The organism is Streptomyces sp. 6N223, assembly GCF_052246635.1.
Taxonomy (GTDB): domain Bacteria; phylum Actinomycetota; class Actinomycetes; order Streptomycetales; family Streptomycetaceae; genus Streptomyces.
The window spans coordinates 267,650-290,988 of the sequence record NZ_JBQQCA010000001.1 but is presented as its reverse complement, the minus strand read 5'-3'; the positions used below and the strand labels follow the sequence as shown (position 1 = coordinate 290,988).

Annotated in this window: 16 protein-coding genes; 7 read left to right on the top strand and 9 right to left on the bottom strand. The window is 75.1% G+C overall.

All coding sequences use genetic code 11. The features are described 5' to 3' along the window. Window positions 1-3 precede the first annotated feature (3 nt). The 3 genes from ACTWQH_RS01195 to ACTWQH_RS01185 are packed head-to-tail and all read left to right on the top strand — an operon-like array spanning window position 4 to window position 4,633. Window positions 4-1,086 (top strand): nitroreductase family protein, encoded by a 1,083-nt coding sequence (locus ACTWQH_RS01195; RefSeq protein WP_443284357.1) that lies wholly within the window; start codon window positions 4-6, stop codon window positions 1,084-1,086. Continuing rightward, complete coding sequence (locus ACTWQH_RS01190; protein WP_443284356.1) at window positions 1,083-2,849, top strand: ABC transporter ATP-binding protein/permease; 1,767 nt, start codon at window positions 1,083-1,085, stop codon at window positions 2,847-2,849. Before ACTWQH_RS01195 ends, ACTWQH_RS01190 begins: the two co-directional genes overlap by 4 nt. Then, entirely contained in the window at window positions 2,846-4,633 is a 1,788-nt protein-coding gene (locus ACTWQH_RS01185) for an ABC transporter ATP-binding protein (protein WP_443284355.1), read from the top strand. Before ACTWQH_RS01190 ends, ACTWQH_RS01185 begins: the two co-directional genes overlap by 4 nt. A 27-nt stretch (window positions 4,634-4,660) precedes the next feature. Here ACTWQH_RS01185 and ACTWQH_RS01180 read toward each other — a convergent pair whose 3' ends face one another. The 5 genes from ACTWQH_RS01180 to ACTWQH_RS01160 form a co-directional block, all read right to left on the bottom strand. Continuing rightward, window positions 4,661-5,695, bottom strand: a complete 1,035-nt coding sequence (locus tag ACTWQH_RS01180) for an ABC transporter substrate-binding protein (protein WP_443284354.1) — start codon at window positions 5,693-5,695, stop codon at window positions 4,661-4,663. Next, complete coding sequence (locus tag ACTWQH_RS01175) at window positions 5,692-6,513, bottom strand: ABC transporter ATP-binding protein (RefSeq protein ID WP_443284353.1); 822 nt, start codon at window positions 6,511-6,513, stop codon at window positions 5,692-5,694. Before ACTWQH_RS01175 ends, ACTWQH_RS01180 begins: the two co-directional genes overlap by 4 nt. After that, window positions 6,510-7,613 (bottom strand): FecCD family ABC transporter permease, encoded by a 1,104-nt coding sequence (locus ACTWQH_RS01170; protein ID WP_443284352.1) that lies wholly within the window; start codon window positions 7,611-7,613, stop codon window positions 6,510-6,512. The genes ACTWQH_RS01175 and ACTWQH_RS01170 overlap by 4 nt, the downstream gene beginning before the upstream one ends. Window positions 7,614-7,778: 165 nt before the next feature. Continuing rightward, window positions 7,779-8,441: a class I SAM-dependent methyltransferase gene (locus tag ACTWQH_RS01165; protein WP_443284351.1), complete on the bottom strand. Its 663-nt coding sequence runs from the start codon at window positions 8,439-8,441 to the stop codon at window positions 7,779-7,781. A gap of 193 nt (window positions 8,442-8,634) precedes the next feature. Then, window positions 8,635-9,663: a glycoside hydrolase family 6 protein gene (locus ACTWQH_RS01160; RefSeq protein WP_443284350.1), complete on the bottom strand. Its 1,029-nt coding sequence runs from the start codon at window positions 9,661-9,663 to the stop codon at window positions 8,635-8,637. Window positions 9,664-9,860: 197 nt separating this feature from the next. On the opposite strand from ACTWQH_RS01160, the gene ACTWQH_RS01155 reads away from it, so the two are divergent. Together ACTWQH_RS01155 and ACTWQH_RS01150 are read left to right on the top strand one after the other, a co-directional pair. Continuing rightward, the gene (locus ACTWQH_RS01155; RefSeq protein ID WP_443284349.1) at window positions 9,861-10,877 is read left to right on the top strand and encodes a carbohydrate binding domain-containing protein; all 1,017 of its coding nucleotides are present in this window, start codon (window positions 9,861-9,863) and stop codon (window positions 10,875-10,877) included. A gap of 70 nt (window positions 10,878-10,947) precedes the next feature. Then, a complete protein-coding gene (locus tag ACTWQH_RS01150; RefSeq protein WP_443284348.1) occupies window positions 10,948-12,786 on the top strand; it encodes a transketolase in 1,839 nt (612 codons plus the stop codon). A gap of 79 nt (window positions 12,787-12,865) precedes the next feature. Here the strand turns inward: ACTWQH_RS01150 and ACTWQH_RS01145 are convergent, their stop codons facing one another. Further along, a complete protein-coding gene (locus ACTWQH_RS01145; protein WP_443284347.1) occupies window positions 12,866-16,510 on the bottom strand; it encodes a CHAT domain-containing protein in 3,645 nt (1,214 codons plus the stop codon). Window positions 16,511-16,638: 128 nt separating this feature from the next. Continuing rightward, window positions 16,639-17,004 (bottom strand): tetratricopeptide repeat protein, encoded by a 366-nt coding sequence (locus ACTWQH_RS01140; protein ID WP_443284346.1) that lies wholly within the window; start codon window positions 17,002-17,004, stop codon window positions 16,639-16,641. A gap of 158 nt (window positions 17,005-17,162) precedes the next feature. Here ACTWQH_RS01140 and ACTWQH_RS01135 point away from each other — a divergent pair, with 158 nt between their 5' ends. Continuing rightward, window positions 17,163-18,584 carry an MFS transporter gene (locus tag ACTWQH_RS01135; protein ID WP_443284345.1) on the top strand — a complete coding sequence of 474 codons (1,422 nt, stop codon included), beginning with the start codon at window positions 17,163-17,165 and terminating at the stop codon, window positions 18,582-18,584. A gap of 95 nt (window positions 18,585-18,679) precedes the next feature. Next, window positions 18,680-19,837, top strand: a complete 1,158-nt coding sequence (locus ACTWQH_RS01130; protein ID WP_443284451.1) for an ATP-grasp domain-containing protein — start codon at window positions 18,680-18,682, stop codon at window positions 19,835-19,837. Between the two features lie 63 nt (window positions 19,838-19,900). Here ACTWQH_RS01130 and ACTWQH_RS01125 read toward each other — a convergent pair whose 3' ends face one another. Both ACTWQH_RS01125 and ACTWQH_RS01120 read right to left on the bottom strand, forming a co-directional pair. Next, window positions 19,901-20,749 carry a LacI family DNA-binding transcriptional regulator gene (locus ACTWQH_RS01125; RefSeq protein ID WP_443284344.1) on the bottom strand — a complete coding sequence of 283 codons (849 nt, stop codon included), beginning with the start codon at window positions 20,747-20,749 and terminating at the stop codon, window positions 19,901-19,903. Between the two features lie 7 nt (window positions 20,750-20,756). Then, window positions 20,757-23,270 carry a glycoside hydrolase family 2 protein gene (locus tag ACTWQH_RS01120; RefSeq protein WP_443284343.1) on the bottom strand — a complete coding sequence of 838 codons (2,514 nt, stop codon included), beginning with the start codon at window positions 23,268-23,270 and terminating at the stop codon, window positions 20,757-20,759. Between the last annotated feature and the right edge of the window lie 69 nt (window positions 23,271-23,339).

Here is a 23,339-nt window from a genome sequence, read left to right as displayed (position 1 = left end):
CTCGTGGATCTCGTCACCGCGCTCGCCCGCGCCCGTTCTCCCGAGAGGCCCGGCCCGGACACGCCCGCCGGGCCCGCCGTCCGCCCGTGGCCCGGGCCGCCGCGCCGCCTGCCGGAGGCCGGCCCCGGGGAACTGGACCTGTGGTCGCTGCTCCGCCTCTCGCTGGCGGCCAGGGACAGTGCCGGACGGCTGCGGCCCACCCCGTCCGCGGGCGCACTGCATCCCGTGGACGCGCAGCTCGTCGTGGGCACCGGCTGCCCGCTGCCGCCCGGGCGCTACGGCTACGACCCGCTCCGCCACCGCGTGCACCGCCTCGGTCCGGAACCCGACGACGCGTTGCCGGGGGCGACCGTCGAGCTCTCCGTCACCCCGCAGCGCACGGTCTCCCACTACGGTCACCGCGCCTGGCCGCTGATGCTGCTGGACACCGGGCACGCCGCCGCGGCGCTCTGGCTCGCGGCCCGTGCGCTGGGCGCGCGCCCGCCCACACTCCGCCTCGACGGGATCGCCGAAGACCCCCTCGCCGCCCTGCACGTCGCGCCGCCCGAGGGTGCGCGCCGGGCCGCGGGGGCGCCCACGCCCCGGGAGCTGCTGACCCGCCGCAGTGCCCGGCCACCGCTGCGGCACACACCGCCCCGGGACGCCCTGCGGGCGGTGCTCGCCACCGCCGCCGAGGCGAGCGCCGGTGAGCTCGCGTGGTGCGCGGCCGTCGGCGAACCGCAACCCCACATCGTCGAACTGGCGCCCGACGGCACGCTGCGACGTCTCGCCGTGGGCGAGGCCCGGCCGACGCTCGCCGCCTGGGCCGCGGGCCAGGCATGGATCGCGGACACGGGCGCCGTACTGCTCGGCCACGGCTGCCCGGCGGACGCCGGAGCACCGCAGATCCGCCGGGCCCACCTGCGCGCCGGCTTCGCCGTCGGACTGGCCCACGTGGCCGCCTGCCGACGAGGGCTGGCGGGCCGCCCCATCGGCTCCTGGCAGCAGGCGGACCTCGGCGCCTCGCTCGGCGCCTCGCCGGGCAGGGACTGGGTCGTCCACGGCCTGGCTCTCGGCACCACCCATTCGGAAGAGGGAACCTCGTGATCGTCCATCCGGAGCTGCGCCGCGCCGCACGGCACGCACGGCGGCCCCTGCTCGCGGCCACCCTCCTCCAGGGGGCCGTCACCCTCACCCACCTCGCGCAGGCCGTTCTGCTGGCACTCGCTCTCGCCGACGTGGCCCGGGGCGACACGGACCGGCTGCCCATGCTCATCGGGGCGGTGCTCGGCGTCGTCGCCGCCCGTGCGGGGCTCGGCTGCCGGCAGCGGCGCACGGCCGTACGCGCCGGAGCACGGGTCAGGGTGAGCCTGAGGGACGAACTCCTCGCCCACCTCGGGCGGCTCGGACCCGCGCACCTGACCTCCCCCAGCCTTCGGCCGGGGGGACCCCCATCGCGCGCCGGGGCCGTCCGCACCACCCTCGTCGACGGGGTCGAGGGCGTCGATGCCTACGTCTCCCGCTACCTGCCCCAGCTCCTGATCACCCTCTCCGTGCCGCCCCTGCTGCTCGCCGCCATGGCCGCCATCGAACCCACCGCCCTCGTCGGTCTCGTCCCCGCCCTGCTGCTCGCTCTGCTCGGGCCGCGCGCCTGGGACCGGCTCCTCGCCAAGCGCGGCAAGGAACACTGGGACACCTACGAGGGGCTGGGCGCCGACTACCTCGAGGCGTTGCAGGGGATGCCCGCGCTGCGGGCCGCGGGCGCCGTCGGGCGCACCCGGCAGCGGCTCGAGGAGCGTTCGGCGGCGCTGCACAGGGCAACCGTCGCCAAGCTCCGCGTCTCGCTCGTCGACACCGGACTGACCGACCTGGCCATCCAGGGCGGCACAGCGGCCGCCGCGCTGCTCGCCTGCTGGTCGGCCGTCACCGGATCAACGGCGGCGACGGGCACCTATCTGGTGCTGCTCCTGGCCTCCGAGTGCTTCCGTCCCGTGCGCGACCTGTCCCGCGAGTGGCACGCCGGGTACCTGGGCGTCTCGGCCGCCGACGGGCTCGTCGCGCTGCGCACCGCCGAACCCGCGGTCCCCGACACGGGAACAGCACAGGCACACTGGCCGGGGCCGCCCCACCTGCGCTTCGAGAACGTGGAATTCGGCTACGAGGCCGCGGGGAGCCCCGTCCTCCGCGGCGTCACGTTCACCGCCGAGGCGGGGCGCACCACCGCGCTCGTCGGCCCTTCGGGCGCCGGCAAGTCCACGCTGATCGCCCTGCTCCTGCGCCATCGCGACCCCCGGCAGGGCCGGATCCTCATCGACGGCCGCGACGCGGCCGAGTACACGCTCGAGTCCCTGCGGCAGGGCATCGCCGTCGTCTCCCAGGAGACCCACCTCTTCCAGGCCACCATCGCCGACAACCTGCGCCTGGCCCGGCCGACGGCCACGGACGACGCCCTGGTCCGCGCGGCACGCACCGCCGGCATCCACGACGAGATCGCCGTCCTGCCGGACGGCTACGCCACCGTCCTCGGCGAGCGCGGCGCCACCCTGTCCGGTGGCCAGCGGCAGCGGCTCGCCCTCGCGCGGGCCCTGCTGGCCGATGCCCCGGTGCTCGTCCTCGACGAGGCCACGAGCTCGGTCGACGAACGCCGCGAGGCGGACATCGTCCGCGAGCTGCTGGACGCCGCGGGAGGCCGAACCGTCCTGGTGGTGGCCCACCGGCTCGCCGCCGTCCAGCATGCCGACCGGATCGTGGTGCTGGACCGCGGACGGGTGGAGGCCGTCGGCGAGCACGCGGCCCTCGTCGCGGCCGGGGGCGTCTACGCGGAGCTCGTCAGGGCGGGCCGCACTCATGAAGGAGGACTCGCCGCATGAGCAGCACCAACGACAGCGGCACAGCGGACATCGGCACGGCGGACAGCGGCACCACCGACGTGTCCGTGCCCGCGCGCGGGTCACTGCGCGCCCTGCTCCCCGCGCTCGCCGGGCACCGGGCCATGGTGGCCCGCACCTGCGCCGCCGCCCTCATCGAACAGGGCTCGCTGGTCACGTTGCTGACGCTGGCCGCGCACACCGTCGGAACCGCCGTCATCTCCGGCCGCGCCCCGTCGGCCGGCACGGTCATCGCTCTCGTCGTCCTCGTCCTCGTACGCGCCCTGATGACCTGGCGGGAGATGGACCTCTCGCACGACCTCGCCTACCGGGTGCTGGCCGAGCTGCGCGTGCGGATCTTCGACGGGCTCGCCCGCAGCGCGCCCGCTCGTGTGGCCGGCAGGCGCAGCGGAGACCTGGCCGCCACCGCGATGGCCGACGTGGAGGCCCTGGAGTTCTTCTACGCCCATACCACGGCCCAACTTCTCGCCTCCGGCGTCGTGTTCACCGGCGCCTCCGCGGCACTGGCCACAGTGGAGCCGTGGCTGCTGGCAGCGGTGCTGCCGGTGGCCGCGCTGCTCGCCGCGGCGCCCTTCGCCGACGCCCGCGGACGCGCGGCGCGCGGGGCCCGCACCCGGGCGGCCGCCGCGAAGCTGTCCGCCGACACCGTGGAGACCGTCGACGGGCTGCGCGAACTGCTCGCCTTCGGCGGGCTTGCCACGCGGCGCGGCCACATCGCCGAACAGGGCCGAAGGGTGGGAGAGGCCCAGCAGGCCGAGGCCACCTGGGAGGCCATGGCCGCCGCCGTCCGCGACCTCCTCATCGTGCTCGCGGTCCTCGGGGTGGTGGTCGCCGCCGCGCAGTCCGTGACCTCCGGGCGGCTGCACGGGGCGTGGGCACCGGCGGCAGTGGCGCTGGCCCTGTCGGTGCTGGGCCCGGTCGCCGAGTCGGCCAGGGCACTGAGCCAGGCCGTGGGTCTGCGCGCCGCGGCCGCCCGGGTCCACGCGGCCCTGAAAGCCCCCGCTCTCGCCCCGCCGCCCGCTTCGCCACGCCCGCTTCCGCCGGGCCCGCTGGGCGTCCGGCTGCACCGGGTGAGCTTCGACTACGGGGGCCGGCCGGTGCTGGACGGAGTCGAGTTGACGGTTCCCGCGGGGCGGACCCTTGCCCTGGTCGGCGCCTCGGGGGCGGGCAAGTCGACCTGCGCCCATCTGCTGGCGCGTTTCTGGGACCCCTCCGCGGGAGCCGTCCAGCTGGTGCCCGACGGCGGTGAGCCCATCGATCTCCGTGACCTCGCCGACGCCCACCTCCGCGGCGCCGTCGCCGTGGTGGGCCAGCACACCCCCCTCTTCCACGGAACCCTCGCCGACAACCTGCGCCTGGGCGCACCGGACGCGGACGAACACCTCCTCGCTGAAACAGCGCAGCTGTGCGGCGTGGACGGGATCGCCCCCATGGACACCCTCGTCGGCGAGCGCGGCTTCACCCTCTCCGGCGGCCAGCGCGCCCGCATCGCCCTCGCCCGCGCCCTGCTCGCGGAGCCCCGGGTCCTGGTCCTGGACGAGACCACCGCCCACCTGGACAACGCCGGCGACGCCGAACTCGCCGCCGCGCTCGGCAGGAAGAGCCGCACCACGATCGTCATCGCCCACCGCCCCGCGACCATTCGCCGGGCCGACCGCATCGCCGTCCTCGAAGCCGGCCGCATCGCGGAGGAAGGCACCTGGGAGCAGCTCACCGCCCGCCCCGACAGCGCGCTGAACCGCGTACTGGCCGTCACGTCACCCTGACGCCGCCGGCCGGAGACGACCGGGTGTTCAGAATGCCCGGGGGTAGAGGCCCGCGGCGATGTCGGCGACGGCGTCGACGTTGCCGAGGGTGCCGGGGTAGACGTCGGAGGCGGAGATGGCGATGAGGCGGTCGTTGCGGACGGCGTCGAGGTCGGGGAAGGTGCGGGTGAGGTAGTCGCGGGTGGCCTGCTCGTGTTCGGGGCTGTTGACGGCGAAGACGAGGGCCTGTGGGTTGCGTTCGGCGAGCGTCTCGGGGTTGATCTGGGCGGCGAAGAAGTCGGCGAACGCGGCGTCGTCGGGGCCGAAGACGTTCTCGCCGCCGGCGCGGCGGATGATGTCGTACTCGATGCCGGCGCCGATCGCGGAGAGTGTGCTGCCTTCGACGTAGACCTGGGCGACGGTCACGGGCTGCCGGCCGGCGACGCGTTCGGCGACGTCGTCCAGGGTGGCCTGGGCCTCCTCGGCGAGCTGGGTGGCGGCCCGGGTCACGCCGAGGGCGCGGCCGAGGCTGTCCAGGTCGGTGAAGAGGTCGTCGACGGTGCCGGTCATGCGGCGGTCCTCGCAGCCGCCGGTCGCGATGTAGGCGGCCACGCCCGCCTGGTCGAGCTGCTCGATGCTGGCAAAGCCCTGTTCGGCGGTGAACTCGTAAGCGGTGGGGGCGACCACGAAGTCCGGCCCGGCCTGCAGCAGCACCTCCCGCGTCGGCGGGGCGTCCTGGCTGAGCACCGGAATGTCCTTCGCCTCCTCCCGCAGGTCCTGGGGCAGCGGCGCGGTGGCGGTCTGCGCCTGGCCCACCATCCGCTCACCCACGCCCAGGCGCAGCAGCAGCTCGGTCTGGGAAGGGCTCAGTCCCACGATCGCCCCGGGTGTGGTGGAGAGTTCGACCTGGCGGCCGCAGTTGGTGACCACGGTGGGCTGCCGGCCGCCGGCGCCCTGGCCGTCGTCCTGCGGTTCGGTGACGCCCGAGCCGCAGGCGGTCAGGGCGAGCAGGCCGAGACAGGCCAGGCCCGCCCCCGCGACAGCGAGCCGGGAGGGGTGGGTGGGTCGGGTGGGGCGGGTCATGGTGCGTGCTCCTTGGCGTGCTGCTCGGGTGCCGGGTCGTGTGGTGCGGGGGATGGCCGGGGGGAGAAGGCGATCAGGGGCCGCCCGGTGGCCGGGTGGCTGAGCCGGTGTGCCCGCACGCCGAAGACCTCGCCGATCAGCTCGGGCGTCAGGACCTCCTGCGGCGGTCCGTGGGTGATGATCCGCCCCTGGTTCATGACGGCGACGACATCGCAGTGGGCCGCCGCCAGGTTCAGATCGTGCAGTGCCGCGAGCGTGGTCAGCCCCAGTTCGCCGATGATGCGCATGAGTTCGAGCTGGAAGGAGACGTCCAGGTGGTTGGTGGGCTCGTCGAGCACCAGCACCCTGCTGTCCTGCACCAGGGCACGCGCCAGCAGCACCCGCTGCTTCTCCCCGCCCGACAACCCGGCGAAGAGGCGTCCCGCCAACCCGGTGGCTCCGACACGGGCCAACGCCCGGTCCGCAAGCTCCAGATCGAGCGCGGAGTCACCCCCGAAGCCCCGGTGGTGGGGCAGACGGCCCAGCAGCACCACGTCCAGCACATCCAGATCGAAGTCGGCGGTCGTCTCCTGCGTCATGACCGCGACCTGCCGCGCCACCACCCGCGGCGGCAACTGCCACACGTCCTTCCCGCCGATGCCGACCGTGCCGGCTTCCGGCCGGACGACCCGGTACAGACTGCGCAGCAGCGTGGACTTCCCACTGCCGTTGGGGCCCACCAGCCCCGCGACCTGACCCGGCTCCACACTGAACGTCGCCCCGTGCACGATGCGGGTACCGCCCAGCGCCACCGCCACATCCGCGAAGTCCACCCTCATCGCAGCATCCCCGCCCGGGCCGCGCGTCCCTGGCGTATCAGCCACAGGAAAAACGGCGCACCCACCACCGCGGTCACGATCCCGATGGGAATCTCCGTCGGCTCCGCGACCGTCCGCGCCAGCACATCGGCAGCCATCAGGAACAACGCACCACCCAGGATGGCGACCGGCAGCATCCGGCGGTGGTCGGCCCCGACGAGGATGCGGGCGGTGTGCGGGATGACCAGCCCGACGAATCCGATGCCGCCGCTGACCGCCACGACCGCGCCGGTCAGCAGGGAGGCGGCGATCACCAGGCGTCCACGCAGCCGGTTGACGTTGACACCCAGCGCCGTGGCGCTCTCATCGCCCACCAGCAGGGCGTTCAGCGCCCGGGCGTTGGCCAGCGCGTAGAGCGTGACGGCGGCCAGCGCGGCGGCCGGGACCGCCAGCTGATCCATGGTCGCCGCCGAGACACTGCCCAGGAGGAAGAAGAGCACGCTGAAGACGTTCTGGGCCTCGGTGGTCAGCGTCAGGTAGCTCGTCACCGCGCTGAGCAGCGAGCCCAGGGCGACCCCCGCCAGGATCATGCGCGTCGGCGCCAGCACCCCGTCCTGCCGGGCCAGCAGGTAGACGGCAGCGGTCGCACCCAGCGCGCCGAGGAACGCCGCACCGCTGAGCGGGAGCCCGCCCACGGCGGCCGAGCCCAGCGTGATCACCGCCACCGCACCGACACCCGCCCCGGCCGAGACCCCCAGCACATACGGCTCGGCCAGCGGATTGCGCACCGCCGCCTGCATCAGCGCACCCGCCAGCGCCAGCCCCGCCCCCGCCAGACCGGCCAGCAGCGTACGCGGCAGCCGGAACTGCCACACCGACTGATCCTGGAGCAGGCTGATCGAACCGTCACTCATCCACGGCGCGTCGGGGATGAGGTGACCGACGATGATGCGCACGGCATCGACCGCCCCCACATCCGCCGGCCCGGTCGCCGCGGAGACCACGAGAACGGCCAGGATGGCCAGCACCAGGCCGAGGTACGCGCCCACCAGCGCCCCGGCGGACCGGCGCCGCCCCCGCAGTCTCGCGGCCTGTCTCGCGGCCTGTCTCGTGGCGGACAACGACGCGCCCCTCCATCTGCCACTCGTTGAAAACGGTTTTCGTGACCGTATCCATTAACCCCGCCGACGGGCAATGCGTCACGCACGGATGTGAAGACGATCACCAAGGAGCGGCCTCGTACGGCGCCACCAGGTGACGGCCGGTCAGGCTCCCGGCCCGCGGGGCTACCGGGCGCTGGTCCGCGGGCGGAGCAGCGTCAGGGTGCCGGCGGGGTTGAGCGCGGAGTCGAGCCGCAGGCCGGCGGCGCCCGCGAGTTCGTCGAGCCGCTCGTCGCCGGCGTCCCGCGCCGAGAACCGCTGGTCGGCGGCGAGCCCGTCGAACTCGTAGCGCACGGTGGCGGTGAGCACGCCGTCCCGCCGCTGAACGCCGGTCAGCGTGAAGCGCACGCCGTCGCGCTCGCGGCTGGACTCGGCGCAGGTCGCCACCCATCCGGGCGGGTAGCGCTCGGCGACGACGAGGCCCTCGTCCCGCAGGTGGCGGCGCGCGGTGCGCAGCGCGGCCGCGACGAACGCCTCGTCCGCGACGTTGATGAGGTGGCTCATGAGGAGCACCGCGTCGAAGCGCTCGCCGCCCAGGTCGAGGGCGGCGATGTCGGCGCACACGGGGGTGGCGGAGCGCAGGTGGGCCAGCATCTCCGGCTCGTTGTCCACGCCGGTGACCGGGTGCCCGAGCCGGGCGAGGGGCTCGGCCAGCCGCCCGGTGCCGCAGCCGAGGTCGAGCACGCTGCCGCCCTCGGGGAGCAGCCGGTGGAGGAGCGCGGCGTCGTCGGATCGCTCGGGCAGGCGGCGGTAGAGCGCGACCGGGCTGCCGTCCGGGGCGGTGTGCATGCCCTCCATCCTCGGACATCCCTCGGGCGTTCCTCGGGCATCGGCGCAACGCCGGACGCGCCCCGGACTCCGCGCGCGTGGTGGGAGGGGGTCGCGCGGAGGTCCGGGGCGGCGCCGCCCGGTGTTCGGCCTCCCTCGCCCCCCGTGGGCGAGGGAGACCCGGCCGCGTCGGTCGCTTCGCGGCGTCGGGCCGTCAGGTGCCCTCGATCAGGCGCATGGCGATGTCGGGGCTGAACTGGCCGGCGGGGACGTCGGGTGCCATGCCGCACTCGCCGTCGGAATCGCCGGGGACCTTGATCCACAGGAGGAGTTCGGCGCCGCTCGCGCCGCCCTCCTGCGGCGGGGCGCCGAGCATGCGGCCGGACGGGTTGCACCACTCGCCGCCCAGCGGGCCGCTGCCGTTGCGGCTGGTGTCGACGACGAAGGGGCGGGTGTAGCCGTGCCGGGCCGAGAGCTGGGCGTTGAGGGACTGGGCGTAGGAGGCGGAGTCCTGCGTGGTCTTGTAGTTCGAGACGTTCACGGAGAAGCCGTGGGCGTGGGCGAGCCCGGCGGAGGCGAGGCGCTGGGCCATCACGTCGGCGGCGATCCAGCCGGCGTTGCCCGCGTCGTGGTAGGTCCAGGTGCTCGGCGCCTGGGCGGCCAGCCGGTCGGTGGCGTAGCGCAGCAGGTCGAGCCGGGTGCGCTGCCCGGCGTCGTCGAGGCAGGCGTCGAGCTGAGCGAGGGCGTCGGGCTCGAGGATCACCAGGGCGGGCCGCTGGCCGATGCCGGCGGCGAAGGCGTCGATCCAGGCCCGGTAGGCGGCGGCGTCCTCGGCGCCGCCGCCGGAGTGGCTGCCGCAGTCGCGGCCCGGGATGTTGTACGCCACCAGGACCGGCAGCCGGTCGGCCAACGCGGCGGCGTCGACGTACGCCGCCACGTTGGTGCCGATGTCGAGGTCCCAGTCGCCGAACCAGCGGGCGAGGGGCCTGCCGGCGATCTGCTCCCGGATGGGCCCCGCGCGCCCGTCGCCGGCGTTGGCCGCCACCCAGGCGGCCGGGTTGGAGTTCGGGTCGACGTAGAAGCCGTCCGTCATCTCCAACGGGTTTCCGGCCGCCGGCCGGTGGACCCCGGCCGGCGTCGCACCGGCTGGGTCCCCGTCCGACGAGGCGCCGGCCGCGTAGGGGGCGACGCCGAGCGCCGTCGCCGCGACGACACCGGCCGCGGCCGCTCGTAACCGCCGCATGGCGTTCCCCTTTCCTTCGTGCTTTCCTTGCGGACGCCGAGGATCGTGCCGGGGCGGCGAGGTCGCGGTCCAGGCACGGGGGCCAGGACGGAACGACGGGGAACGTTCCATCGCGGTGAGCTGGGGAAACGCGCGCGGCGAGGGAACGTTCACGGCGCGGTTGTGCCGCGCGGGAGCGGTGACTAGGGTCTACGGGAGTGAGAAGTGGGCACTGGAGGCCGTTACCCGAGAAGCTGCCGGCCGCGGCTCGGGAACTCGCCGAACACTTACGCACCATGCTGGATGAGAGCGGCATCAGCCTGCGGCAGCTGGCCGGCACGAAGGACGTTCACTACAGCCTGACGTCCCTTCACCGCTTCTTCGCCGGCCGGGCGCTGCCTCCCCGTCAGCTCGTGGAGCTCCTGGGCAGCCGGTACGGCCGGGACGACGCCGCCCGCGAGCGGCTGATGCTGCTGTACGAGCGGGCCGCCGCCTCCGCCTCCGCCTCGGACTCCACCCCGGCCCCGGCCGCCGCCGAGCAGGCGGAGCGCCAGGAGCCGCCGGAGCACGAGAAGGCGCGGGAGAAGGAGCGGGAGCCGGAGCCCGAGCCGCCACCCGCCGCCCCGGAGCCGGAGCCCCCCTCCCCCGCCGGCACCGGCCGGCGGCGGCTGATCATCCCCGGCGCGCTGGTCCTGCTGGCCGGGACCCTCGCCGGGGCCGGGGCCGCTGTGGGCACCGGGCTGCTCGGGGGCTCCTCGCGCGAGCCCGGCGAGCCGTCCGACGTCGAGCTGCTGCGCAACGGCGGCTTCGACACCGGGCGCGTCCACCCGTGGTGGCCGCACGGCGAGGTGGAGCCCCGCATCCAGCAGGGCGCGCTGCGGGTCGGGGTCCGCGGCGGCACCGAGCAGCCGTGGGACGCCATGGTCGGGCACAGCGGCGTGGGGCTGCGCGAGGGCGTGAGCTACACGCTGCGGTTCACGGCCTGGGCGAGCGTGGCGGCCGAGATGTTCGTCACGGTGCTGCGGGAGGAGCAGCCGCGCCAGCCGCTGGTCGAGGTCCGGACCTGGCCGGTGCACCTGGGGACGGCGCCGCAGAAGTTCTCCTTCGGCTTCGAGTCCATCCTGACCAGCGACTTCGGCCAGGTCACCTTCCGCTTCGGCGGCGGAAAGGACAGCTTCACCGCCTTTCTCGACGACGTTTCCCTCACGCCGACGCCTGGGTCCGCGCGGCGTTAGGAAGGCGGGCGCACGGGTACCCGGACGCGACCGAGGCGACGGAGTGCCGACCCCGAGGGAGGGCGTTCGCATGACCACTGACCAGTACCTGGCCGAGCTCGGGCAGCAGCTCCGCGTGGACTCGGTGCGCGCCAGCTCCACGGCCGGCTCTGGCCACGCCACCTCGTCGCTGTCCGCGGCCGACCTCATGGCGGTGCTGCTGGCCCGGCACCTGCGCTACGACATCAACTGGCCGGCACACCCCGGGAACGACCGGCTCGTCTTCTCCAAGGGGCACGCCTCGCCGCTGCTGTACGCCATGTTCAAGGCGGCCGGCGCCATCTCCGACGAGGAGCTGCTCACCTTCCGCGAGCTGGGCAGCAGGCTGGAGGGCCACCCCACGCCCCGGCTGCCGTGGGTCGACGTGGCCACCGGCTCGCTCGGGCAGGGGCTGCCCATCGGCGTGGGCATGGCGCTCGCGGGCCAGCGGCTCGGCGACATCCCCTACCGGGTGTGGGTGCTGTGCGGCGACAGCGAGATGGCCGAGGGCTCCATCTGGGAGGCGTTCGACCACGCCGGGTACGAGCGGCTCGGCAGCCTCACCGCCATCGTCGACGTCAACCGGCTCGGGCAGCGCGGGCCCACGCGCTTCCAGTGGGACCTCGAGGCGTACGGGCGCCGGGCGCGGGCCTGCGGCTGGCACACCGTCGAGATCGACGGGCACGACCCGGCCGCCATCGACGCGGCCTACGCCGAGGCGGCGTCCGTCACCGACCGCCCCACCGCCGTGATCGCCCGGACGCTGAAGGGACGCGGCGTCGCCGCCGTGGAGAACCGGGAGGGCGCCCACGGCAAGCCGGTGCCCGACGCCGAGGAGGCCATCGCCGAGCTGGGCGGCGACCGCGGGCTGCGGGTCGAGATACGCCCGCCGGCCGCCGCGACCGCGCCCCGCCGGCCGCGCGAGGCGCCGGTGGCGCTGCCGCGCTTCGAGGCCGGCGAGAGGGCCGCCACCCGCGACGCCTACGGGCGGGCCCTGGCCGCGGTGGGCGCCGCCCGTCCCGAGGTGGTGGCGCTCGACGGCGAGGTCAGCGACTCCACGCGGGCGGAGCACTTCGCCAAGGAGCACCCCGACCGGTTCTTCGAGTGCTACATCGCCGAGCAGCAGCTGGTGGCGGCGGCGGTCGGCATGCAGGTCAGGGGCTTCACGCCGTTCGTCACCACCTTCGCCGCGTTCTTCACCCGCGCCCACGACTTCATCCGCATGGCGGCCGTCAGCCGGGCCGGGATCTGCCTGGTCGGCTCCCACGCCGGCGTCGCCATCGGCGAGGACGGCCCCTCGCAGATGGGCCTGGAGGACCTGGCGCTGATGCGCTCGGTGCACGACAGCACCGTGCTCTACCCGTGCGACGCCAACCAGACCGCGCACCTGGTCGCCGCCATGGCCGACGGCACCGGAGTGCGCTACCTGCGCACCACGCGCGGCGCCTCGCCGGTGATCTACGGCCCCGACGAGCGGTTCCCGGTCGGCGGGAGCAAGGTCCTGCGCGCCACCGGGCGCGACCAGGTCACCATCGTCGCGGCCGGCGTGACGGTGCACCAGGCGCTGGCCGCCGCCGACGCGCTGGCGCGCGAGGGCCTCCTGGCGCGCGTCATCGACCTGTACTCGGTCAAGCCCGTGGACGTGCCCACGCTGCGGGCGGCGGCCGAGGAGACCGGCTGCCTGATCACGGTCGAGGACCACCGTCCCGAGGGCGGCATCGGCGACGCGGTGCTGGAGGCGTTCGGCGACGGCCGCCCGCCGCCCCGGCTCGTGCGGCTGGCCGTGCGGAACATGCCGGGATCGGCGACCGAGGCCCAGCAGCTCCACGCGGCGGGCATCGACGCGGAGTCCATCGCCGAGGCCGCGCGCCGCGTCCACGTCCCGGCCTGACGCGGGGCCTCCCGCCGGAGACCGCCAGACCCGGTGGGGGCGGCGGCCGGCGCCTGCGGGAGCGCGGGCGGCTCCCGGGCTACGCGCCGCTGTGCACAAGGGCCGCCCAGGTCCAGGGGCGGCGGGGAGCCGCCTGGCGCATGCGGCGGGTGACGGCGTGCAGGGCCAGGGCGGCCGGGAGGCGGCCCGGGGCCGGCAGCGCGGGGGCGAGCTCGCGGTGCACCTCGGCGGCCACCCGGGCGGCGACGTCGTCGCCGATCTCCCACAGGGTGCCGACGGCCTGGGCGTATCCGGCGAGCTGGAACGCGGACACCGCGTGGACCGCCTCGTCGGCCAGGCGGGTGCCGCCGCGGGCGGTGCCGCAGGCCGAGAGGTACGCCAGCTCGGCGGCGTTCAGGTGCAGCCTGCTGAGCTCGGTGACGCTCAGCGGCCCGTCGTGCAGCAGCAGGTGGCTGGCGGCGGGGTCGTTGCGGTCGCTCGCGGCGTGGCAGGCGAAGTGCGCCACGGAGGCCGCGGGCAGTGCGGCCAGCACCGCCTGGCGGGTCGCGGCCGGGCCGGTCAGCTGCCCGGGCCCGGGCAGCCGCGCGGTGAGGGTGGCGGCCTCGCCGACGGTGCGGGGCAGCGGCGCGTGCCCGGGGGTCTCGGGCATGGCCACGGCGAGCGCGGAGCGGGCGCCCGGCTCGGGTACGCGGTGCGAGCGGGCGTGCATCAGCGCCCGCACGTTCGGCGTGTAGGAGGAGGCGACCCGGTCCAGGACAGAGGCCCCCGCCTCGCCGTGGTGGCCCGCGGCGTGCACGGGCAGGAAGGTCAGCGCCCCCGTCGGCGACCACCACAGCCGTGGCCAGGGGACGCCGTGCTCGACCGGTCCGGCGAAGCCGAGCGCGGTGAGTACCGGTTCGGCCAGCACCTCCCACAGCCAGCCGAGGGTGTCGGTGACGGTCTGCCGCGCCTGGCCGGCGGCGAGCGCGCCGCCCCGCCCGCCGGTGAGGAGGCCGAGCGCGTCGTGGAATGCCTCGGCACGCTCGGCGACCTCGGTGGCGGCCAGGGCCGGCAGCTCGACGAGGCGGACGCCGTCGCGCGTCAGCGCCAGCGCGTCGCAGCGGCGGTGGTTGACGTTGACGGTGACGACCGGGCCCTCGGCCGCGGCGGCGCGGAGGTCGGGCACGCCAAGCGGCAGCGGCAGCAGGAACCGGTCGAAGTCGGGGAGTGCCTGGATGCGACCGACGAGTTCGTGCCACTCCCGGGCGAGGTCCCGGTAGCGCTGGAGGTCCCCGGCGGGCCGGGGTTCGAGGCCGGGGTTGCCGAAGTCCGAGAGCCGCGCGCGCAGCTCGGCGAACCGGTCCGCCAGCCGCGGGTCGGCGCGGCGCAGTGCCTCGGCCTCGCGGCGGGTGCTGATCGCCTTGGACAGCAGGTACGCCCGGCCCTCCTCCAGGGCCTCCAGCGCGCCGGGGCCGTCGCGGTAGGAGGCGGCGTGCGCGGCCTGGTCGGAGGCCAGCCGGGCCATGCCGCTGGAGGGGATGGCGTCCTCGCCTGCCTCGGGCGGCGGGTGCTGGATCCTGGCGACGACCGCCCGCCCCCACGCGCAGACCAGCATCGGGTCCGGCGGCAAGGAGGCGGCCACCAGCTCGCGTGCCAGCTCCCGGCCCTCGGCGTAGCTGGGCTCGTCGTGCAGGAGCTCGAAGTGGTGGAAGAGGGTGTTGGCCAGGGCGGTGCGCTTGGCGGTGTGCTCAGGGGTGCCGGGCGTCAGTGCGCTCAGCTCGCGCCGCTGGCGCCGCAGGTGCTCCTCTGCCTGGGCGAGGGCCTCGAACGGCGAGGCGAGGGCGGTGCCCATCACCACGGTGCTCTGCAGCGCGGTCCAGGGGATGTCCACCGCACGGAGGATCTCCGGCAGCACCGTCATGGCCTCGGTGATCGCCTCGGTCATCGCGGCGAGCCGCTCCTCGGTGGGCGGGGCGTCGGGCCGCAGCCAGTCCACCATCCGCAGCTGCAGGCGTATCAGCCGTACCAGCGGCAGGTGCTCGTGGTCGGGCGGCAGCTCGCGCAGCGCCCGCTCGCACGCCTCGGCGACCGGCGCCACCTCGGCGGGGTCCGGCCGGCGGGCCGGCGGCGGGTTCTGGTCGAGGAACCGGGCGATCGCCTGGGGGCGTTCGGCGGGGTCCAGGTGCTCGAACTGCCGCTGCAGGCCGTCCATCGCGGCCGCGATGACGTCTTCGAGGCCGGCGCGCCGCGGGTAGTTCATGAGGAGGCCGACCATGTCCATGAGCTGCGCGTTGCGGCTGCCGTCGTCCTCCGCGCCGGCGCCCAGGAGGCGGAAGGCGAGGGCGAGCATGCCGGCCAGCTCGCCGCCGGGGCCGTCGGGGCCGTCTCGTCCTGGGGCGAAGGCGTCGTACGCGACGGCGTCGATGGCGTCCATGCGGCGGCGCGTGGCGGGGTCGTGCCGCTCGCGGACCGTCTTCGGGACCTGCTGCATGACGGCGCGCTCGAGGACGAGGCCGAGGGGTATCCGCTCCGGGCTGTCCTCCGGCAGCGCGGCGAGCGCCTCGCGCAGCAGCCGGACCGGCTCATCCACGTCCGTTCCGGGCGCGTCGGGCCCGAGGTCGCCGGCGATCCGGCGGTGTTCCAGCTCGACCAGCACCAGGCCGAGGCGGGCCTGCCGCAGGGGGTGTTCGGGCGAGCCGGGCGGGGTGGCGGCCAGCAGCCGCCGCAGCACCGCGGCGGCCTGGCGCAGGTCCCCGGGCTGGGCCCCGGCCTCGTCGTAGCGGAGCTGGAGGGCCCCGGCGAGCAGGTCCAGGCGTTCGGGCAGCTCCGGCGCGTCCTCGGGCGAGAGCGCGACGGCGTTCGCCAGCGCGGTGACCGCCTCGTTGACGGCCGCGTGGTCCGAGTCGGCCCACATCAGCAGCGAGGAGCCGAGGTCGGCGTGTATCTGCGGCAGGTTGTCGTCCACCTCGGTGGCCGTGGCCACGGCGGTGCGGAAGTGGCCGATCGCCTCGCCCAGCGCCTCCCGGTCGCCGCTTTGGAACGCCTTGGCGCGCAGCGCCTGGGCCAGCCCGTTGGCGCAGCGGGCGTAGTTGAGGTGGCCGCGCTGGGTGGTGTCGAACGCCTCGCGCAGGACGCGCAGCGCCTCGTCGACGTGCGGCATCGCCGCAGCGCCGGGCTGGACGGGGGCGGCGGGGTCGTGGGCGGCGATGCCGGTCAGCAGCAGGGCGTACCCGAGGTTGCACAGCACCACCGGGCGCGAGGGGTGCCCGGGTGGCAGGCCGTGCGCGGCGGTGCGCAGCAGCCGCAGCGCCGCGGTCATGGCCGGGCTCTCCCCCGCCTGGATGCCGCGCCGCATCAGGAGCATGGCCAGGTCCGACAGCGCCTCGGCATGGACGTGTGTGCGGTCCCGCCCGGCCGCCGCGGTCGCGAAGGAGGCGCGCACCGCCTCGGGCAGGGCGTCGGGCCGGGTGAGGGCGAGGGGCATGAGCAGGGTCGCGGCCAGGGCGGCGTCGGCCTCCCGGTCGGCCACCGGGTCGTGGGGGCCGGCGACCGCGGCCCGCGTCCAGTGGAAGACGCCGAGGGTGCGCAGCACCTCGGGGTCGACGCCGCGCTCGGTGGCGAGGAGGCCGAGCAGCGATTCGGCCTGCGGCCCGGCCTCTGGCGCGCGGACCCCGCCGGGGCCGCCGCGGCCGTCCTCCGCGTCGATGCGGGCGGTGAGCGCCGCGAGTAACTCCTCACGCGTCATGGCGTCACGCTAGCGCGATCTTCCGGCCCGGGGCTGGCCGGGTGCGGGCCGCGGCGGAGACGGCCCACGGGCCAAGGAGGCTGGTGGGCGCGGGATCGGCGTCGGGGGACGGGGGCGGGGCCCCGGGCTCAGGGGCGTTCGAAGCGGGCGGCGGCCACGAAGTCGGGGCGGGGGTCGAGCGCGGCGGCGAGCCGGAAGTGGGCGATGGCCTCCTCGTCGCGGCCGGCGCGCTGCAGCGTGCGGGCGAGCGCGAAGTGGCCGTAGGCGTTGTCCGGCTCCCGCTCCACCACGTGCCGGAAGTCGCGCTCGGCGGAGCGCAGCTGGGCGGAGAGGAAGTACGCGCGGGCGCGCAGCAGGCGCGCGCCCCGGTGCTCGGGGTGGGCGGCCACCACTGGGTCGAGCAGCTTCAGCGCGCCCCGCGGGTCGCGGGCGGCCAGCAGTTGCTCGGCCGCGCGGTAGGCGACGAGGTGGGTGTGGGGGGAGGCCTCGGGCATGGTTCTCTCCTTGCGCTCTCCGTAGAGTCCGGACAACGCCGCGGACGAGGGGCCTATTCCCCGTGGGGCCGCCCGGGACTCGGCCGGGCCCGGCCCGGTTTGCCCCGGGATCGGGGGCCGGGTTGTGCGGCGCCCGTGCGGCGGGGAGCCTTAGGACGATGCCGACCGAACCCTCCCCACCCGGGACACTTCCCCGCCGCCGCCGGCTGGTCGTGCTGGCGATCTGCTGCATGAGCCTGCTCATCGTCGGCCTGGACATCACCGCGCTCAACGTCGCGCTGCCCTCCATCCAGCGGGAGCTGGGCGCCGAGGTGTCGGGGCTGCAGTGGACGGTCGACGCCTACACGGTGGTGCTCGCGGCGTTCCTGATGCTGTCGGGCTCGACCGCCGACCGCGTCGGGCGCCGCCGGGTGTTCCGCACGGGCCTGGTGGTCTTCACCGCCGGCTCCGCGCTGTGCGCCCTGGCGCCGGGCCTGGGCTGGCTGATCGCCTTCCGGGCGCTGCAGGCGCTGGGCGGCTCGATGCTCAACCCCGTGGCCATGTCGATCATCACCAACACCTTCCGCGACCGCAGGGAGCTGGCCCGCGCCATCGGCGTGTGGGGCGCGATGGCGGGCATCTCGATGGCGCTGGGCCCGGTGCTGGGCGGCGCCCTGACACACGCCTTCGGCTGGCGGGCGATCTTCTGGCTCAACCTGCCGTTCGGCCTGCTGGCGCTGTTCCTCACCGCGCGCTGCGTGCCGGAGTCGCGCGCTCCCCGGCCGCGCCGGCTGGACCCGGTGGGGCAGATCCTGATGGTGGCGCTGCTGGGCTCGCTCACCTTCGGCATCATCGAGGGCGGCGAGGCGGGCTGGACCTCGCCGCCGATCCTGGGCTGCTTCGCCGCCTCGGCGTGCGTCCTGGCCGGGCTGCTGGCGTACGAGCCGCGCCGCCGCGACCCGCTGCTTGAGCTGCGCTTCTTCCGCAGTGTGCCGTTCACCGGCGCGGTCGCGATCGCGGTCTGCGCCTTCTCCGCGATGGGCGGCTTCCTCTTCCTCAACACGCTCTACCTGCAGGACGTGCGCGGGCTCGATCCGCTGGCCGCCGGGCTCCACCTGCTGCCGATGGCGGCGACGACGCTGGTGTGCTCGCTGCTGTCGGGGCGGCTGACCGGCCACCTCGGGGCGCGGCTGCCGCTGCTGCTGGGGGGCACGGCGGTCACCGCGAGCGGGGTGCTGCTCGCGGCGGGCGTGGCCGAGGCGTCCACGCTGTGGCTGTTCACCTCCTACGTGCTGTTCGGCGTCGGCTTCGGGCTGGTGAACGCCCCCATCACCAACACGGCGGTGACCGCGATGCCCCGGGCGCAGGCCGGGGTCGCCGCCTCGGTGGCGGCGACGGGGCGGCAGGTGGGCTCGGCGCTGGGCGTCGCCGTGGCCGGCAGCGCGCTGGCGGCGGGTTCGCGGACGGCGGGCTGGTGGGTGGTGGCGGGCTGCGGCGCGCTGGTGCTCCTGCTGGGCGCGGCCACCACGGGCCGCCGGGCGCAGGCGACGGCGGAGCGCGCGAAGCGGCGGCTGGGCGACTTCTCACGGGTTCTCACCTGATGGGAAACATGCGCGTCATCCGCTGAGACTATGATCTGCCTCACACACGACCCCGCATGGCCTGACGGCGGCCTCCCGCCGTCGGCGGCTTTTGCCTGCGTGGTCCCGGTGATGAGAGGAGTGTCGCGATAGCTCTACGGATATGGCTCAGCAGCGCAGGGGCAGCCACGACTCAGGTGGTGCGGATGTTGCGCGACAATCCCGACGGCGCTCCGGTGCGCATCTACGGCACCAACGTGGACCCTGCCGCGCCCGCACTCGCGGCCTGCGATGTGGGCGAGGTCGAACCCCATCGAGTGAACAACGACGTCTACGCCGACTTCGCTGTCGATTTCTGCCGACGGCACCGGATCGACGTGCTGATACCTCCCCGGCGCCTCGACGCGCTGGCCGGCCGGGCGGACGAGTTCGCCGCGGCCGGCACCCGTCTGATGTGTTCCTCGCCCGCCTCGGTCGCCGTGCTCACCAGCAAGAGCCGGACCTACGAGGTGGCGGCGGCGCAGGGCGTGCCCGTGCCCGCCTGGCGGGTCGTCTCCGACGCCGACGGCCTGCGTCAGGCGGTGGAGGAGCTGTCCCTGTCCGGCGAGACGGTCTGCATCAAACCGGCCGGCGAGTACTCGGCGTTCGGGTTCCGCATCCTGGACGACGCGCCGCTGCGGATGCGGGACCTGCTCGCCCCGGCGCGCCCGCTGGTCTCCGTCGACGCGGTGGCGGAGGCGCTGAAACGGGCCGCGGACGAGGACGAGAAGGTGCCGCAGTTCATCGTCATGCCCTACCTGGACGGGCCCGAGGTCAGCGTCGACTGTCTCTCCGCCCCGGGGGGCACCCTGCTGACCGCCATCGCGCGGGCCAAGCAGGGCCGTTACCGGCGGCTGTACGCCGATCCCGAGGTGCTCGGGATCGCCGAACGGCTGGTCCGCCACTTCCAGCTCGCCTATCTCTCCAATGTCCAACTGCGTCACCGGCGTGGCAAACCGGTGCTGCTCGAAGCCAATCCCAGGGCGTCGGGAGGCATCTTCCAGACGGCGTTCAGCGGCGTGAACCTGCCGTGGGCCGCCGTGCGGCTGCTGCTCAGCGGCGACCCCGGGCCGCTCGACGGCCTGCGCCTGGGCGGCCGGGTCGCCGTCACGGAGACCGTCACCGAGGTCACCGAGGTCACCGACGTCGCCGGCTTCACCGAGGTCGCCGAGGCACGCTCCGGGACGCTGGCGGCGGCGGGCCTGCCGTCGCCGTCCACGGCCGCCCCGGTCTGAGGCGAGGCCGGAGGGAGCGGGCAGGAGAGGGAATCGCCGCGGAGGAGGCCCCTCCGCGGCGGCTCACGGTGCGGGGGCGGTGGTCCCCCGCTGCACGAACCGGGCGGGCGGCGACTGGCGGTGCCCGACCGGCTCGCCGTCCAGCAGCCGCAGCACCGCGTCGGCGACGATCACGCCGAACTCGTGCACGTCGACGCTCATCACGGAGAGCGCGGGCGAGGCCAGGCGGCACAGCGTCGAGTCGTCCCAGGCGATGAGGGACAGCTCGGCGGGCACCGACACGCCGAGATCCTTGGCCGCGCCGAGGCCCGCCACCGCCATCACGTCGTTGTCGTAGATGATCGCCGTCGGCGGCGTCTCGCCCTTGAGGAGGCGTGCGGTCAGCCGGGCGCCGGACTCGGCGGAGTAGTCGCCCTTCACCAGCGTCGGCTCGATCCCGGCCCGGGCACAGCCCTCGCGCAGCGCGGCCGTCCTGGCCCGGGTGTGCAGCAGCGCGGCGGGCCCGGTGACGCGGGCGATGCGCCGGTGGCCCAGGCGCAGCAGGCGGCTGAGGGCGTCGTGCATGGCGCCGGCGTGGTCGCTGCGCACGGCCGGGGTGACCGGCCCGCCCGGCTCGTCGTCCCAGGTGCCCACCAGCAGGGCGGGCAGTCCCAGTTCGTGCAGCACGCCGGGGCGGCGGTCGCCGGCGATGAGGTCGACGACGACGACCGCGTCGACCAGGCCGCGCTCGGCCCACCGCCGGTGCGTGGCGATCTCCTCGGTCTGGGTGGGCACGACGTGGAGCAGCACCGACAGGCCCCGCACGGCCAGGCGTTCCTCGATGCCGGCGATGAACTCCATGAAGAACGGCTCCACGCCCAGCAGCCTGGCGGGCCGGGCGAGGACCAGCCCGATGGCTCCCAGCGTCTCCATCCCGCGCTCACCGCCTCAGCGAGTTGACGCTGCGCAGCACGAGGGGGCCGGTGAAGGCGTCGGGGTCGACGTCGGCGCCGGTCCGCACGGTGAACGCCCGCGTCTCGCCGGCCAGCAGCGGCACCAGCATCTCGTCGACCTCGGCGTCGGGGGCGACGCGGTCGGCGAGGATCGCCACGTCCCGGGCGAAGGAGGCGGCGCGCACCTCGACGCGGTAGCCGCCCGGGACGGCGGTCGCCGTCGCGCGCAGCGCGCCGGGGTCGTACGCCAGGTCACGGTCCTCGCCGAACAGGTGCAGGGCGCGGGCGTCGTCCGCGGTCGCCACCAGCACCTCCCCCCTCGCGTCCGCGGGCTTGGTCAGCGCGTCGGACAGCTCGAACCCGGCGACGGAGCGCGCCGGAACGTCGAGGGAGAGGGTATCGCCGTCCAGGACCTCGCCGCCGAAGGTGGTGCGCCGCAGGGTGAGCTCGGCGCGCCAGGGGGTGTCGGTGTCGTTGACGGCGAGCAGCGTGGACCGCCCGTCGCGGGGCTGCACGGTCAGCAGTCGGGGGGCGAAGACCCGGCGCAGGGCGTACCACAGCGGCTTCCTGCGCTCCTCGCTGTCGACGGCGGCCCAGGAGGTCACCGGCCAGCAGTCGTTGATCTGCCAGACGAGGGCGCCGGCGGTGTACGGCCAGTGGGAGCGGAAGTGCTCGATGCCGTAGGCCACGGCGCGGGCCTGGTTGAGCTGGGTGGCCCAGTGCCAGTCGTCGAAGGTGCGGGGGTCGGGCAGGTGGGGCGCCATGCCGCGCTCCAGCTTGCCGTTGCCGTCCTCGGCCTTCTGGTGCAGCAGGAACGCCGGGGATGTGGGGGCGAGCGGCTCGTCGTGGATCCAGGCGGTGAGCGTGGCCCAGGTGGGCGGGCCCTGGAAGCCGAACTCGGAGCAGAACCGGGGGGTGTGGTCGCGGTAGTGGGTGTAGTCGATCCGGTTCCACACCTCCCATTCGTGGCGGGTGCCGTGGTGGGCGTCGTTGGGGTGCTTCTCCTCGGGCGCGTGGCGCGGGGTGTAGGGGCTGCCGTCGGCGTAGGCGCGGGTGGGGTCGAGTTCGGCGACGATGGCGGGGAACAGCTCGGTGTAGTAACGCCGTCCCCAGGTGCTCTCGCCCAGCTCCTCCCGCCAGCCCCAGTCCATGTAGCCCCAGAGGTTCTCGTTGCCGCCGTTCCACAGGGCGAGCGAGGGGTGCGAGGCGAGGCGGGCGACGTTCTCGCGCGCCTCGGCCTCGAACTCGCTCCACAGCGGCTCCTCCTCGGGGTAGGCGGCGCAGGCCAGGAGGAAGTCCTGCCAGACCAGGACGCCGCGCTCGTCGCAGACCTCGTAGAAGTCCTCGGTCTCGTAGATGCCGCCGCCCCAGACGCGCAGCATGTTCATGTGGGCGCCGAGGGCCTGGTCGACGCGGCGGGCGAGGCGCTCGCGGGTGATGCGGGTGAGGAAGTGGTCGTCGGGGATCCAGTTGGCGCCCTTGGCGAAGACGGGCCGGCCGTTGACGACGAAGGTGAAGGGGGTGCCGGTGTCGTCGGGCGTGGTGTCGACGGTGATGGTGCGGAAGCCGATGCGGCGGACCGCCATGTCGAGAGGGGTGTCGAGGGGCGCGTCAAGCCGGGTCCCAGCGGCCTCCAGGGTGATCTCCAGGCCGTACAGCGGCTGTTCGCCGTAGCCCGCGGGCCACCACAGGCGGGGGGCGGGGACCTCGACGGTGGCCACGGCCGTGGTGGCGCCGGCGGGGATGGTGGCCGTGGCGCGGTGGCCGTCCACGGTGGCGGTGAGGGTCAGCTCGGCTGCGTCCTCGGCGGCATCGCCGAGTCCGGCGCGCTCGACGACGGCGTGCACCTCGACGCGGCCGGTGCCGTCCTCGGCGACCGTCACCAACGGGCGTACCTCGGCCAGGCGCGCGGTGCGCCAGCGCTCCAGCCGCACCGGCTTCCAGATGCCGGCGGTCTGCAGGTCCGGGCCCCAGTCCCAGCCGAAGGAGCAGGCCATCTTGCGGACCATGTTGAAGGGGTGGATGTAGGCGTGCGGGCGCGCGCCGAGCTCGCGTTCGCGCTCCTCGGCGTAGGCGAGGGCGGAGCGGAAGGTGACGGCGAGTTCGAGCGGGGCGTTGGGCGTGCCGCCGGCCTCGCCGAGCGGCTCGCGCACGTCGAAGCGGTGGCCGCGGTGCATGTTGGCGACCTCGCCGAGGAGGTGGCCGCCGAGTTCGACGGTGGCGACGGTGTCGAGCCCGTCGAAGACCAGGTCGACCCGCTCGCCGGGGGCGGCGGGCTCGGCGGCGAGTGTGGTGGCGTAACGCCAGTCGGTGCGGTGGGCCCAGGCCAGCTCCGCCTCGTTGCGGTCCAGGTACGGCTCGGGGATGAGGCCGGCGGCGAGCAGGTCGAGGTGGGCGCTGCCCGGCACCTGGGCCGGTACCTCGCGGCCCCGGACCTCCTCGGGAACGGGCCCGGCCACCGCGGTCAGGCGCCAACCGTCGTGCAGGGTGCGGTGGATCATCGTGGCAACACTCCCAAGGACTTTCCGTCAGCCAAACGGATGAGATTCTTATTCAGCCGAATAAAGTAA